Here is a 14,310-nt window from a genome sequence, read left to right as displayed (position 1 = left end):
AATGTGTGGGATAGTCGGCTACATCGGTAAAAATGAAAAAAAGCAAATCATACTAAATGGACTTAAAGAGCTAGAATATAGAGGCTATGATAGTGCGGGTATGGCTGTGATGAGTGAGGGTGAGCTTAGCTTTTTTAAAGCGGTTGGTAAGCTTGAAAATTTGGCAGATAAATGCAAAGAATTTCATAGCGAGGGCTTTGGCTTTGCCATAGGACACACAAGATGGGCGACACACGGAAAACCCACAGAAATCAACGCTCACCCACATTTAGGGCAGTATTCTTGCGTGATACACAATGGCATTATTGAAAACTACAAAGAGCTTAAAGACGAACTTGAAAAAGAGGGAGTGCAGTTTTTAAGCCAAACAGATACCGAAGTCATCGTGCAGCTTTTCGAATTTTACGCACACCATTTAGAAGCAAAAGAAGCCTTTAAAAAAACTATTTCGCGTTTAAAAGGAGCTTTTGCGACCTTGCTAATTAGCAAAAAAGAGCCAAATACTATCTTCTTTGCCAAAAATGCCGCCCCGCTTATCATAGGTAAAAACGCTCAAAATGAACTTTATTTTGCTAGTGGGGACGCTCCATTAATAGGCAATGTTGATGAAGTGATTTATTTAGAAGATTTAAGTTATGGCTATGCGGGGGAAAATGAACTTGTCATTTTTGAAAATGACAAATCGCTAAAACCTAGCTTTGTCAAACTTTCAGGCGATAAAGCTTATGCGAAAAAAGACGGCTTTCGCTTTTTTATGGAGAAGGAAATTTATGAACAAAGTCGCGTTTTAAGCGAAGTTTTAATGGGACGCATTGAGGGCGATAAGGTCGTTTTTGATGAACTTGAAAAAGAGGATTTAACACACTTTAGCGAAATCACTCTTTGTGCTTGTGGGACAAGCTATCACGCCGCTTTGGTAGGAAGCTATCTTTTAGAAAGAGTGGCTAAAATTCGCACAAAGGTAGAGATAGCAAGTGAATTTCGCTACCGCGAAGCTTTAATCGACCCTAACTCCCTTTTCATCGTCATCTCACAAAGCGGCGAGACAGCCGACACCCTAGAAGCCCTTAAAATCGCCAAAAATGCGGGAGTTAAAAGCCTTGCTATTTGTAATGTAGATAATTCCAACATCGTGCGTTTAGCAAATTTAAGCCTACTTACGCGTGCTGGCATAGAAAAGGGCGTAGCTTCCACTAAGGCTTTTGCGACACAGGTTTTAACGCTTTGGATGTTAGCCATTTTCATCGCACAAAAGAAAAATTTACCGATACAAGAGGATATTAAAGCTCTTTTGCATACGCCAAATTGTGTGCTTGTGAAGCAAAATTTACACGAAAGAATTCATCGCCTTTCTAAACGCTATTTAGACGGACACGGCTTTTTCTTCATCGGGCGTGATGTTTTCTACCCTTTAGCACTTGAGGGTGCTTTAAAGCTTAAAGAGCTTTCCTATCTTCACGCAGAGGGCTATCCAGCTGGAGAGATGAAGCACGGACCCATAGCCTTAGCAGATTCTAAACTCTACACCATAGCATTAATGCCTGAAAATTTACTCTATGAAAAAACGAAATCTAATGTCGAAGAACTCATCGCTAGAGATTCCACTCTACTTTGTATCTCACCTCTTGATTTTGACTTAAGTGATGATTTTATCAAAACAAAACAGCAAAGCCACTATATGTGTGAATTTTTCGAAATGATGCTTATCACGCAACTTTTAGCTATGGAAATTTCTATCCGCTTGGGTAATGATGTGGATATGCCGCGTAATCTTGCAAAAAGTGTAACGGTAGAATAAGCCCCAAAAAGGGGCTTTATAAAACTAAGCCTTAGGTCCTATCATCTTGCTAGGATCGACAAATTGGTTAAAATCTTGTTCACTCACAAGCCCTAATTCCATAGCACTTTCTTTAAGAGAAATGCCCTTTTTATGTGCGTTTTTAGCGACTTTAGCGGCATTTTCATAGCCTATGTGAGGATTAAGTGCGGTAACTAGCATTAAAGAATTATGCAAATTATGATCGATCCTTTCGCGATTTGGCTCTATACCCACAGCACAATGGATATTAAACGAATGTATAGAATCGGCTAATAAATCAAGACTTTGCAAGAAATTATAAATAATCACAGGCTTAAAGACATTTAGCTCAAAATTCCCTTGCGAAGCAGCAAAGCCTATCGTAGCGTCATTTCCCATTACTTGCACAGCGACCATAGTAAGAGCTTCACACTGGGTAGGATTAACTTTTCCCGGCATAATAGAGCTTCCCGGCTCATTTTCTGGGATTAAAATCTCGCCTAAACCACATCTAGGACCACTTGAAAGCCATCTTACATCATTAGCGATTTTCATCAAATTTGCCGCCAAGCCCTTCATCGCTCCGTGTGTGAAATTAATCGCATCGTGGCTTGTGAGAGCGTGGAATTTATTAGGACTTGAGACGAATTTCGTGCCTACAAGTTTTGTTAGCTCTTCGCTCACTTTTTCACTAAGCTCAGGATGTGCATTAAGCCCTGTGCCGACAGCCGTCCCACCGATAGCAAGTTCTCTTAAAGTAGGCAAAGAAGCGATGATTTGCTCTTTTGAGTGTAAAAGCATAGACAAATAGCCGCTAAATTCCTGTGCTAAAGTGAGTGGAGTAGCGTCTTGAAGGTGCGTTCTGCCTATTTTGATAATGCCATCAAATTCCTTCACTTTCTTTTCGAAAGTCGCAATCAAACCATCAAGAGCTGGGATAAGCTTTTTCTCCACTTGCTCCACAGCCACTATACTCATAGCCGTTGGGAAAGTATCGTTTGAGCTTTGACTCATATTAACATGATCATTAGGATGCACTAATTTTTCTTTACGAAAATCCCCACCCATAAGCTCTGTCGCTCTATTTGCAATGACTTCGTTCATATTCATATTGCTTTGTGTGCCAGAGCCTGTTTGCCAGATAGCGAGAGGGAAATTATCGTCAAATTTACCAGCTATGATTTCATCACAAGCTTTAATAATGGCATTTTTTTTAGCTTCATCAAGTTTGCCTAGCTTATGATTAACGATAGCAAGAGATTTTTTGAGATTTGCAAAAGCATAAATTAAAACCTTAGGCATTTTTTCGCAGCCTATTTTAAAATTCTCAAAACTTCTTTGCGTTTGTGCGCCCCAGTGCTTATCATTTGGCACTTTAATCTCACCCATAGTATCATGTTCGATTCTATATTCCATTTTCACTCCTTGTAAGAAATTCCTTAAATTTTAACACAATAAAGTTGAGTTTGTATAAATCAAACAAACAAACAATGAGATTAAATTTCTCATCATTTTATTTAAAAAATCCTATTTGCCCTATGAAATTCATCTATATTTACGAAAAAATTTTCATCAATTCCTCATCATTTTTTATATCTAACCACCACTTAGCATACCCTTTTGACACTTCCTTATCATCTGTGATAAACCATAATTGAACTTGAATTTTTTCTTTATTTTTATCACATTTATCTTTATCTCGCTTGTCATTTTAACTCCTGCTTAATAACTGACATTGTGGGTATTTTGGCAAATAGGCTTAAATGCTGAGGATTTTTTAAGATAAATTTTAGAATTTATAAATGGTGTCCACGGCGAGATTCGAACTCACGACCTCAAAATTAGGAATTTTGCGCTCTATCCAGCTGAGCTACGAGGACACAGGGTTGTAAAACAACCCTTAGTAAAGCTCTAAAGCCTTAAGCTCATCTTTTAAAATATCTTTTTGAGCTTTTAGCTTTTCTTTTTTAAATTTGTATTCTGCCTTAGGCATAGAATCTTGATTATCGCTTAATGTATCAAGCTCCTTTTTCTAAGGCTTCTAGTTTTGTGAGCTTATCTTGCTTGATTTGCAAAAGCTCTTTGTAAAAATTTGGATTATCCTTGCACTTTGTCTTCAGCGTAACAATGGCATTTTCCAAATCTCTAGCCCTTAAATTCGTTATCATATTTTTTAGCGTATTCTAATTCTTTTTCAAGCTTAAGAATTTTCTCTTCGCACTCATTTGCAAAGCTAAAACCCAACGCACACAATAAAAAAATAACAAATTTCATCATAGGCTAAATTTCCCTATCCGTTTCTTTTTTTAATGATTTCTTCAGAAACATTTTTAGGCACTTCATCATAGTGATCAAATTCCATAGAATAAGTCGCCCTGCCTTGAGTTTGAGAACGCAAATCGGTAGAATAGCCAAACATCTCAGCCAAAGGACAAAAGGCTGTGATGACCTTATTTCCACCACGCTCGTCCATAGAATTCACCTGACCGCGTCTTTTATTCAAGTCGCCTATCACATCGCCCATATAATCCTCAGGCGTTTCCACCTCCACCTTCATCATGGGCTCTAAAATCACAGCTCCAGCCTTCCTAGCACCCTCTTTAAAGCCCATTGAGGCAGCAAGTTTAAATGCCATTTCCGAAGAATCCACCTCGTGATAGCTCCCATCATAAACGCTCACCTTGACATCTTCCACAGGATAGCCCGCCAAAACTCCATTTTGAAGGGCTTCTTGTATGCCCTTATCCACGGCTGGAATGTATTCTTTTGGGATCACCCCGCCCTTGATGTCATTGACAAATTCATACCCACTACCCGGCTCCAAAGGCTCAAGACGCAAGAAAACATGCCCATACTGACCCCGACCACCCGATTGCTTGGCGTATTTGTATTCTTGCTCTACGGCTTTTCTTATAGTTTCTCTATAAGCAACTTGTGGCTGTCCGACTTCGGCTTCGACTTTAAATTCTCTAAGCATTCTATCTACGATAATTTCAAGGTGCAATTCACCCATACCAGAAATGATCGTTTGCCCGCTTTCCTCATCTGTTGAAACCCTAAAGCTTGGATCTTCTTGGGCGAGTTTATTGAGAGCGATGGACATTTTTTCTTGATCTGCCTTAGTTTTAGGCTCAACGGCTACGGAGATAACCGGGTCTGGGAAGTCCATTCTCTCTAAAATAACCTTATCTTTCTCACTGGCTAAGGTATCTCCTGTGAGCGTATCTTTAAGCCCCACCACCGCGCCGATTTCACCCGCATAAAGCACCTTTATCTCTTCTCTTTTATTAGAGTGCATTTTCAAAAGTCTGCCTATACGCTCTTTTTTATCCTTGGTGGAATTATAGGCATAAGAGCCACTTTCAAGGCTTCCGCGATAGACGCGCACGAAAGTCAGCTGTCCCACAAAAGGATCAGTCATTATTTTAAAAGCGAGTCCTGCAAATTCGCCATCATCAGTAGAAGTTACTGAAACTTCGCTTCCGTCTTCATACTCGCCTTTAATGTTAGCCACCTCATCAGGTGCTGGTAAATAGGCTATGACTGCGTCAAGTAGGGGTTGAACGCCTTTATTTTTAAAGGCTGTTCCACAAAGCATAGGCACCATAGAAAGGCTCAAACAGCCGGCTTTTATCCCTGCTTTAATCTCCTCAAGGCTTAAATCCTCGCCCCCCAAATACTTCTCCATAAGCTCATCACTCGTCTCGCTTACTGCTTCTATCATTTTAACGCGGTATTCTTCAGCCTTTTCCTTAAGCTCGGCTGGAATTTCTTTCTCTACATAGTCAGTTGGCTTGCTTTCATCCTCCCAAACAAGAGCCTTCATCGTGATCAAATCAATCACGCCCTTGAAATTATCCTCCGCACCGATAGGAATTTGAAGAGGGACAGGATTTGCCTTAAGGCGGTTACGAATTTGCTCCTCCACATTGTAAAAATTAGCACCGATTCTATCCATTTTATTGACAAAAACTATTCTTGGAACGCCGTATTTGTTCGCCTGCCTCCAAACGGTCTCACTTTGAGGCTGCACCCCGCCCACAGAGCAAAACACTGCCACAGCTCCGTCCAAAACACGCATCGACCTTTCAACTTCGATAGTAAAATCCACATGTCCGGGAGTGTCTATAAGATTGATTTGAAAATTTTTCCAAAAACAAGTGGTCGCTGCGGAAGTTATCGTAATGCCTCTTTCTTTCTCTTGCTCCATCCAGTCCATAGTCGCAGCCCCATCATGCACTTCGCCTATTTTATGACTCATACCTGTGAAAAAGAGTATCCTCTCGCTTGTCGTTGTTTTGCCCGCATCGATGTGAGCAGCTATGCCTATATTTCTAACCTTTTTTAAAGGGGTCGTTCTTGACATCTTAGCCTCCTACCAGCGATAATGTGCAAAAGCTTTATTTGCTTCAGCCATTTTATAAGTGTCCTCTTTCTTTTTGAAAGATGCACCCTTAGAATTTGCCGCGTCCATTAATTCGCCAGCTAACTTTTCTATCATCGTTCTTTCGCTTCTTTTTCTAGCAAAAGAAATAATCCAGCGAATCGCCAAGGCTTGTTGCCTAGCAGGACGCACCTCAACAGGCACTTGGTAAGTCGCACCACCCACACGGCGTGATTTAACTTCAAGTAAAGGCTTAATGTTTTCAATAGCATCGTTAAAAATATCAATGCCCTTTTTCTCGCCACCTTTTTTATCAATAGCCTCTAAAGCACCATAAAGTATAGTTGTAGCGGTGCTTTTTTTACCATCATACATTAAAGAATTAATAAATTTTGTAATGATTTTATTACCATAAATTGGGTCGGGTAAGATTTCCCTTACGGGAGCTTTTCTTCTTCTCATTTTTTTCCTTCAAATTTAAAATTTTACTCAAACAAAATCAAATCAAACGGATTTGCCTGTTTTAACAATTATTTCGCGGCAGCTTTTGGACGCTTCGCACCATATTTAGAACGAGAAACCGTTCTCTTAGCCACGCCAGCAGTATCTAAAGCACCACGCACGATGTGATACTTCACACCCGGTAAGTCTTTCACCCTACCGCCACGCACTAAAACGATGCTATGCTCTTGGAGGTTATGACCCTCACCGCCGATATAGCTTATCACTTCAAAGCCACTAGTAAGTCTTACTTTGGCAACTTTTCTTAAAGCGGAGTTTGGTTTTCTAGGGGTTGTAGTATAAACCCTAGTGCAAACGCCTCTTCTTTGCGGACAATTTTTAAGCGCTGGAGACTTAGACTTTTCTAAGACCTTTTTACGCTCTTTACGAACCAACTGATTTATGGTAGGCACAATCATTCCTTTCTTAAAATGTAATAAAACTTGCGATTGTAGCTAAAATTTTCTTACAAAAATATAAACTATGATGAATTTGCAATAAGTTTTGGTATATTTGGATAAAATCCTATCTAAATTTAGATAGGATTAAAGATTATTGCTTGTTGGTATTATACTGCACATAAACCATATGAGTGGCTAAGTATTCCTCAAGTCCGTGCTTACCGTCAGCTCCACCTATGCCACTTTTACGCCAACCAGCGTGAAATCCTTGCATAGCTTCAAAATTTTCGCGGTTAATATAGGTTTCACCAAATTTAATTTCCCGACTAGCTCTCATCGCCACATCTAAATTTTGCGTATAAATAGAGCTTGTGAGACCATATTCGCAATCATTTGCCATATCAATAGCCTCATCAAGCGTGTCAAATTTAGCAATAGGCAAAATCGGTGCAAAAATTTCTTTTTGCATAATCTCATCTTCGTGTTTGACATTTGTAAGAACACTTGCAGGAAAATAATAACCACTCTCATCTGTAATTTTTCCACCACACTCTACCACAGCTCCTTTAGCTTTAGCTCTTTCAAGTATAGCTAGAGCATTATCGACTCCTGCTTGATTGACAAGCGGACCCATATCAAAATTTCCTTTTAGCGTATTTCCAACACTTACCTTACTCATAGCCTTGACAAATTTATCAACAAATTCATCATAAACGCTGCTATGCACATAAGCCCTTTCAGCGCAATTACAAACTTGACCATTATTACAAATTCGACTCGCCTTAATTGCTTCCACAGCTAAGTTAATATCCGCATCCTTACACACTATGGCAGGGGCTTTTCCTCCAAGCTCTAAAGAAACTTTGATGATATTTTTTGCGGCAGCTTCCATAACCCTCACTCCCGCCTCAACACTTCCCGTAAGGCTTACCATTCCTATATTTTCATTACTTGATAGTTCTTGTCCTACTACACTACCCTTACCTACGACCAAATTAAACACGCCTTTTGGCAAGGAGCTTTGTGAGACAAGTTTTGCAAATTCAAAGGCGTTGTTTGGAGTTTCACTACTTGGCTTGATGACTATAGTATTACCCGTTAGTAGAGCTGGAGCTAATTTCCTAACTATCAAAAAGAAAGGAAAATTCCAAGGCAAAATTCCACCTATTACGCCTATGGCACTTTTATACAAATAAATATGCTCATTAGCCCTATCACTTTGTATAATTTCACCCTCATATCTCCTAGCCCATTCAGCTGTATAATCCATATAATCAGCACTAAAAAGAATCTCCACACTAGCCAAAGCCCTAGTTTTCCCCTGCTCTTGCATTAAAACATTTGTCAAAAAATCAGCATTTTTGCGTATCAAATTTGCAATTTCTCTTAGATGATTTGCCCTCTCAATGGCAGGCTTTGCCTCCCAAGCTTTTTGTGCTTTTTTAGCCGCGTCAATAGCCCTTTGTGTATCTTCTAAAGAAGCACTAGCTACCCTTGAGATAAGCTCCTTTGTAGCAGGATTTAACACCTCGATAAATTCACCCTTATGTGGCACAAATTCCCCATCAATAAAATTATAATAAGTTGTCATTTTCTCTCCTTTAATCTAAATGAAACACTTCTTCCATATTAAGCCATTTTTGACCAGCATAACCTAAAGAGATTTGGCAAGGATCGGTTATTTTCCACCATTTTTGTGTGTTTTCGTCCCTTGCCATTTTAGCCATATCTGCTTCAAAATCAGCACCCACATACTCAAAATACGCAAATAAATATTCTCCAAATAAATAAATGGAGTAATTTTGGATATTACACGCCTTAATCATCTCACAAACGCCCTCATAAGGTTTTGCGTGAAGGGCTTTATATTCTGCTATTTTTTCCTTTTTGATTTTTATGATTTGACCGTATCTTTGCACCTATCCTCCTTGTAAAGTGATAAAGCATTTTTGTAAAAAATCTTATCTAAATTTTCAAAAATCCCGCTTTGTATGATAAAACTAGCCCATAAACTAGGGCTTAGTTTAGATACTGGATAATTACTCCCGAAAAGCAATCTTTCCTCACTGAAATTTTCCTTCAAAAAAGCAAAAAGCTCGAAAACAAATTCCTTTGAAATTTGAGGGCAAAAATCATCAGGAGCTGAAAGCTTAATGTATAAATTTGGGAAATTTTTTAAAAGACTTAAGGTTTTTTTATGCTCGTTAAGATGATTGATTTTAGGGTTTCCTAGATGATTTAGAATGACTTTTAAGCTTTTATTTTCTCTCAAAAAGGCTTCTAAATGATCGAGCTCGTCATTTTTCATACAGGCTTCAAAAGGAATTTGAAAGTTTTTTAAAATTTCTATTTTCTTTTTAAAATCTGCTTCAAATAGCCTTTTAGCACCCTTTTGACTGGTATGTAAAACCTCTCTAAATGAGCTAAGATTTTCTTTGTATCTTAAATCCGCCAAGCAAAGTAAAAGGCTATGAGTTTGCTTTAAAGAAAGAGCGTAAAGGCTTTCCTTATCTATATCATCGCCATTACACTCCACATATAAAGCACCTAAAAACTCGTAATTTTCATATTCTTTTTTCATCCTTGAAAAATCATAATTTTGATTGAGCCTTTCATCATCTTTTAGCCAAGAAATGGGAACTTCGTTTAAGTCCCAAAGATGCAAATGTGCATCGAAAATCTTTTGCATCTTAGGTCCTTATTTTAGAGCCAAAAAAGCCATACCAAGCCACATATAAAAATAAAGGCGCTAAAGATAAATACCCCATACTTGTGCCAAAACTATCATTAATCGCTCCCACAATAATAGGCATAATCGCCCCACCAACTATACTCATCACTAAAAGTGAGCCGGCTAATTTGACTTGATTAAAGGGAAGATTTTTAGTAGCAACGGCAAAAATAGTAGGAAAAGAAATACTCATAAAGAAAAATAAAGCTATGAGCAAAATAACACTTGAAATTCCACTTGAAAAATAAAGCCCCACGCAAATGAAAACATTGATTAAAGAATAAAGCCCTAAAATATACTCTCCTTTAATCTTTTTCATCAAAGGCGTAGAAACTATCCTACCAACCATAAAAGCAACCAAAGCAAGAGAAAAATAATAAGCCGCCTTTTCATCACTTAAGCCCTCATAATGCTCGGTAGCATAATTGATAAAAAATGCTCCTGCGGTGACTTGATTGGCAATGTATAAAAATTGTGCTAAGAGTCCTTTATTAAAATGACTATGCTTAAATACACCCAAAGGCTTAGAATCATCTTTTAAAGCATATTCATCACTCACCGCAGCACCTTCTGGAATTTTATTAAAAGCAAAAAGCGCAAGGATTAAAAGCACAATGATCGCAATACCAACATAAACAAGCTGGACATTACCCATATTTGCGACTAAGGCTTGCTCTATCATTTCCTTACTAGCACCTTCTTCTTGCTTAGTGATGGATAAAAATAAAGCACCGCCGATTAAAGGTCCTACAAACTGCCCTAAGCCGTTAAAACTTTGCGCGGCATTGATTCTAAAGCTGGCATTTTTTTCATCGCCAAGCTTTACCATATAAGGATTTGCACTTGTTTCTAAAGAGCCTATGCCACAAGCTAGAACAAAAAATGCAAATAAAAACAAATGAAAACTTGCTAAATTGGTCGCTGGTATAATGAGTAAAGCCCCTAAAGCATAAAGGGCTAAACCGAAAATAATGCCTATTTTGTAAGAAAATTTAGAAGCAATATAACCTGCTGGTAGGGCGATAACAAAATAAGCCCCAAAATAAGCAAGCTGTAAAAAGCCACTTTCGTGCTGGGTGATGTGAAGGTGATTTTGAAAATTCTTATTCATCACATCGATTAGTCCATAACTCACTCCCCATAAAAAGAAAAGCGAAGTAACTAAGATAATAGCGATTTTGATATTTTTTGATTGTGTTGTCATCTTTTCTCCTTTAGTTGAAATTTAAAGCCCTATCTAAATGCACATAGCCCCCATCAACAAAAAGAATTTGCCCAGTGGTGTGCGAAGCTAGGGGACTTAGCGTGAAAACTGCGGTATTTGCTATTTCCTCTATGCTAGTAAAACGCTGTCCTAGCGGTATGGTTTTAGCTATTTTTTCATATTGCTCTTTAGGATTAGGGAAATTTTGAAGCCATTTTTCATAAAGTGGTGTCATCACTTCAGCGGGTGCTAGGGCATTGACACGCACTTCATCTTTAGCAAAAGCACAAGCCCACTCTCTTGTAAAGCCTATTTGAGCGGCTTTTGCTGAAGCATAGGCGCTAGTTCTGCCCTGTCCTGTGAGTGCTGTTTTACTGACTATGTTTAAGATGCTACCTTTTTCTTTTTTGATATAGGGTAAGCATTCTTTTGCTAAGGTGTAGTAATGAAAGAGATTGTTTTCATAAGATTTGATTAAATCCTTAGTGCTTGTATTTTCTATGTGGAGATTATCATTTGCTCCGGCATTATTTACAAGGGCGTAGATTGAGCCGTATTTTTGATGAATTTCTTTGATGAGACTTTCGATTTTTTCATATTCTTTTAAATCGATTTGATAAAATCCAAATTTCCCACATTCTTCTTTAAATTCTTTTTCCAAATTCTTATCTATAGATGAGCGTGATAAAATCACAGGGATTCCTCCTTCTTTCGCCCAAAGTCTAGCTATACCAAGTCCTATGCCCTTAGCACCACCGCTAATGATACAAATTTTATCTTTAATCTTTAAGTCCATATATCCTCCTTTAATTAGCAAGTTGTAGCAAGTCGCCACACGGAAAAGTCATTTTGCTCGTTAAGCTCTGCTTTAACTAAATGTCCATCGCCTATTTTGACAATAAGCTCTATGAGTTCATCTCTTATATCTTCTTTAGTTTTCGCTCCGTCTAAAATTTCTCCTGCGTTAATGTCAATACAATCGTTCATATTTTGATAACAAAAGCTATTTGAACTCATCTTAATCGTAGGCACTATGGCTGATCCTGTTGGTGTGCCTCGACCTGTGGTAAAAACGCAAATATTAGCCCCGCCAGCGACCATAGCACTAAGCTGCTCTATGTCATTACCTGGAGTATTCATAAAGGTAAGCCCCTTAGAAAGCACAGGCTTAGCATAATCAATCACATCCATTAAGGTTCTTGTCCCAGCCTTATAAACACAGCCTAAAGATTTCTCCTCTATGCTACTTAGCCCTCCTGCTATATTTCCTGGGCTTGGATTTGCTCCTCTTATATCAGCGTGAAAAGATTTAACTAAATTCTCATAATTTAAAATCGTATCATAAACTTTTTTCGCCACTTTATCATTTTTTGCTCTTTTAGCAAGTAAGGCTTCACAGCCTATAAGTTCCGTAGTTTCTGCTAAGATAACTGCTCCGCCTTCATCGATGATAAAATCACTCAAACTCCCCAAAGCGGGATTAGCACTAAGTCCGCTATAACTATCACTTCCGCCGCACTCCGTGCCTAAAATCAAATCGCTAAAATCGCCTTCGCTTTTTTGAAAATTCGCCGCTTCTTTTAGCATAGCATTGATTATTTTTACTCCTTTTTCTATGCTTTTTTGGGAGCCGCCTTCTTCTTGTATGACTAAAAATTCGACCTTTTTATAGGGCGTGGCTTCTTTGATTTTTAAAGCAAGCACTTCAGCTTGTATGACTTCACAGCCAAGACCTACGATTAAAACGCCAAAAACATTAGCATTTGTGCCATGACCTATTAAAACATCTCTTGTTTGTAAAGCGTCAAATTCAAGCTGGGAGCAGCCGTGCTGGTGATTGATATATACAGCACCATCGCATTTTTTAGCGATATTTTCGCAGACCTTATTCGCACAATGCACGCTAGGTATGATGATGACTTTATTTCTTAGTCCAAATTTGTCATCTTCTCTTCTATAACCCATTATTTTTTTCATTTTTATCTCCTCGACCTCTAATGCCACTGGTATTATGGATATGCACCCATTCCCCCGCTTTAATATCACAATTTGCGCTTGCTATTGCTTGAGCGTATTTAATGACCTCTTCATTTTCTTTAATATCCCTTAAAGCAAATTTATGTCCGCTTGCTATATCGTTTAAAAGTTTTATGTTTTCTAGGATTTCTCCTTTTTGTAAATTGCGTAAAGCAGTGGCGACATTATCCTTTTCATTGATAATAATATAAGCTTTCATAATGCTACACCCGTTTCTTTTTCTATGCTTTTAATAAGAACTTTAGCCTCATCTAAACGCAAATTTAACGCCTCTTTTGTGCTAGGCGATAAAGGATGGACACTAGTATTTGCAAAGTCAAAGCCTCTTGCCTTTAAAAGCAGAGCAAAGCCCATAGGAAAAGTCAAGCTCATAGCAAATCTTATAGCCTTTAGTAAGCTTTTTTGCACTAATAAGGCTCTTTCGTAATTTTTTGTATCCATAGCACGATAAATTTCACTCATCAATTCAGGGAAAATCCCACCCATACTCGTCATAGAGCCTTTAGCGCCAGCTAATAAAGCTCCGGCATAAAATTCCTCCCTCCCCACAAATACATCAAAATTTGTAGGAACGACATCCAAGATATGATTTAAAAGCAGTGCATCTCCGCTACTATCTTTAATCCCAACAACTCCATCAAGCTTTGATACTTTTTCGATCAAATTTAAGCTCAGTGCTGGAGCAAACAAAGGGATATTATAGATATAAAGGGGGAGTTTAATGCTTTGTGTTAAATTTTTCACATATTCAAAAAGCGTTTCTTCATTGAGTTTGTAATAATAGGGCATAGCAAGCAATAAAGCATCAAGTCCTAACTCATAAGCTTTTTGAGCTAAAATAAGCGTATTTTGATACACAGGCGAAGCTATACCTGTAATGATGGGCTTATCATTTTTAGCAACTTTTTTAGTTAGCTCCATCAGCTTTACTTGTTCTTCTAATCCCAAAGCTTGAGAATCGCCAACGCTACCATTACAGAACAAGCCATCTAAACCCTTAGAAATTCCAAATTCGCAATAACGCATAAATTCTTTTTCATTAATGCTTTTGTCATTTTTGTAAGGTGTTAGTAAGGCTGGTAAAGTTCCTTTTAAAATTCTCATTTTGTATTCTCCTTTTGTATATACAAAAATATATTTATATACAAAAAATATAACAATTTTTTTTAAAAAATACAAATGAAATCAATCAAGCATTTTTTACTATTTTTAAATTCAATGTGCCTAAAATAAGCACTTGACTAAAATAATAAA

Annotated in this window: 15 protein-coding genes and 1 tRNA gene; 1 reads left to right on the top strand and 15 read right to left on the bottom strand. The window is 38.0% G+C overall.

Annotation, left to right across the window (positions count from 1 at the left end; all coding sequences use genetic code 11):
• Position 1: 1 nt before the first annotated feature.
• Entirely contained in the window at positions 2-1,798 is a 1,797-nt protein-coding gene (gene glmS, locus NYG92_RS04805) for a glutamine--fructose-6-phosphate transaminase (isomerizing) (protein WP_289233680.1), read from the top strand.
• A 24-nt stretch (positions 1,799-1,822) separates the two neighbouring features.
• Here glmS and fumC read toward each other — a convergent pair whose 3' ends face one another.
• The 15 genes from fumC to NYG92_RS04730 all read right to left on the bottom strand — a co-directional run bounded on the left by fumC (position 1,823) and on the right by NYG92_RS04730 (position 14,160).
• Positions 1,823-3,214 (bottom strand): class II fumarate hydratase, encoded by a 1,392-nt coding sequence (gene fumC / locus NYG92_RS04800; protein ID WP_270976934.1) that lies wholly within the window; start codon positions 3,212-3,214, stop codon positions 1,823-1,825.
• 387 nt (positions 3,215-3,601) lie between these two features.
• Positions 3,602-3,678: transfer RNA gene (locus tag NYG92_RS04795), tRNA-Arg, on the bottom strand.
• Positions 3,679-3,816: 138 nt separating this feature from the next.
• A complete protein-coding gene (locus NYG92_RS04790; protein WP_289233679.1) occupies positions 3,817-3,966 on the bottom strand; it encodes a hypothetical protein in 150 nt (49 codons plus the stop codon).
• Positions 3,944-4,075: a hypothetical protein gene (locus NYG92_RS04785; RefSeq protein ID WP_289233678.1), complete on the bottom strand. Its 132-nt coding sequence runs from the start codon at positions 4,073-4,075 to the stop codon at positions 3,944-3,946. The genes NYG92_RS04790 and NYG92_RS04785 overlap by 23 nt, the downstream gene beginning before the upstream one ends.
• A gap of 13 nt (positions 4,076-4,088) precedes the next feature.
• Positions 4,089-6,164: an elongation factor G gene (gene fusA / locus NYG92_RS04780; protein WP_289233677.1), complete on the bottom strand. Its 2,076-nt coding sequence runs from the start codon at positions 6,162-6,164 to the stop codon at positions 4,089-4,091.
• 9 nt (positions 6,165-6,173) lie between these two features.
• Complete coding sequence (gene rpsG / locus NYG92_RS04775; protein WP_115633150.1) at positions 6,174-6,644, bottom strand: 30S ribosomal protein S7; 471 nt, start codon at positions 6,642-6,644, stop codon at positions 6,174-6,176.
• 68 nt (positions 6,645-6,712) lie between these two features.
• Complete coding sequence (rpsL, locus tag NYG92_RS04770; protein ID WP_034958830.1) at positions 6,713-7,096, bottom strand: 30S ribosomal protein S12; 384 nt, start codon at positions 7,094-7,096, stop codon at positions 6,713-6,715.
• Between the two features lie 139 nt (positions 7,097-7,235).
• Positions 7,236-8,675, bottom strand: coding sequence for an aldehyde dehydrogenase (aldA, locus tag NYG92_RS04765; RefSeq protein WP_289233676.1), 1,440 nt, complete (start codon positions 8,673-8,675; stop codon positions 7,236-7,238).
• Between the two features lie 10 nt (positions 8,676-8,685).
• Positions 8,686-9,003: an L-rhamnose mutarotase gene (locus tag NYG92_RS04760; RefSeq protein WP_027304867.1), complete on the bottom strand. Its 318-nt coding sequence runs from the start codon at positions 9,001-9,003 to the stop codon at positions 8,686-8,688.
• Complete coding sequence (locus NYG92_RS04755) at positions 8,979-9,773, bottom strand: amidohydrolase family protein (protein ID WP_289233675.1); 795 nt, start codon at positions 9,771-9,773, stop codon at positions 8,979-8,981. Before NYG92_RS04755 ends, NYG92_RS04760 begins: the two co-directional genes overlap by 25 nt.
• A 1-nt stretch (position 9,774) precedes the next feature.
• Positions 9,775-11,019 (bottom strand): L-fucose:H+ symporter permease, encoded by a 1,245-nt coding sequence (gene fucP / locus NYG92_RS04750; RefSeq protein WP_270976923.1) that lies wholly within the window; start codon positions 11,017-11,019, stop codon positions 9,775-9,777.
• A gap of 10 nt (positions 11,020-11,029) precedes the next feature.
• A complete protein-coding gene (locus tag NYG92_RS04745; RefSeq protein WP_270976921.1) occupies positions 11,030-11,815 on the bottom strand; it encodes an SDR family oxidoreductase in 786 nt (261 codons plus the stop codon).
• A 14-nt stretch (positions 11,816-11,829) separates the two neighbouring features.
• Positions 11,830-12,996, bottom strand: coding sequence for a UxaA family hydrolase (locus tag NYG92_RS04740; protein WP_027304863.1), 1,167 nt, complete (start codon positions 12,994-12,996; stop codon positions 11,830-11,832).
• Positions 12,974-13,255 (bottom strand): UxaA family hydrolase, encoded by a 282-nt coding sequence (locus NYG92_RS04735; RefSeq protein WP_270960966.1) that lies wholly within the window; start codon positions 13,253-13,255, stop codon positions 12,974-12,976. The genes NYG92_RS04740 and NYG92_RS04735 overlap by 23 nt, the downstream gene beginning before the upstream one ends.
• Positions 13,252-14,160 (bottom strand): dihydrodipicolinate synthase family protein, encoded by a 909-nt coding sequence (locus tag NYG92_RS04730; protein ID WP_270976920.1) that lies wholly within the window; start codon positions 14,158-14,160, stop codon positions 13,252-13,254. The genes NYG92_RS04735 and NYG92_RS04730 overlap by 4 nt, the downstream gene beginning before the upstream one ends.
• Positions 14,161-14,310: the final 150 nt, after the last annotated feature.

The sequence above is a fragment of the Campylobacter felis genome (genome assembly GCF_030250085.1).
Lineage (GTDB): Bacteria > Campylobacterota > Campylobacteria > Campylobacterales > Campylobacteraceae > Campylobacter_D > Campylobacter_D upsaliensis.
This window is presented reverse-complemented; position numbering and strand designations above follow the sequence as displayed.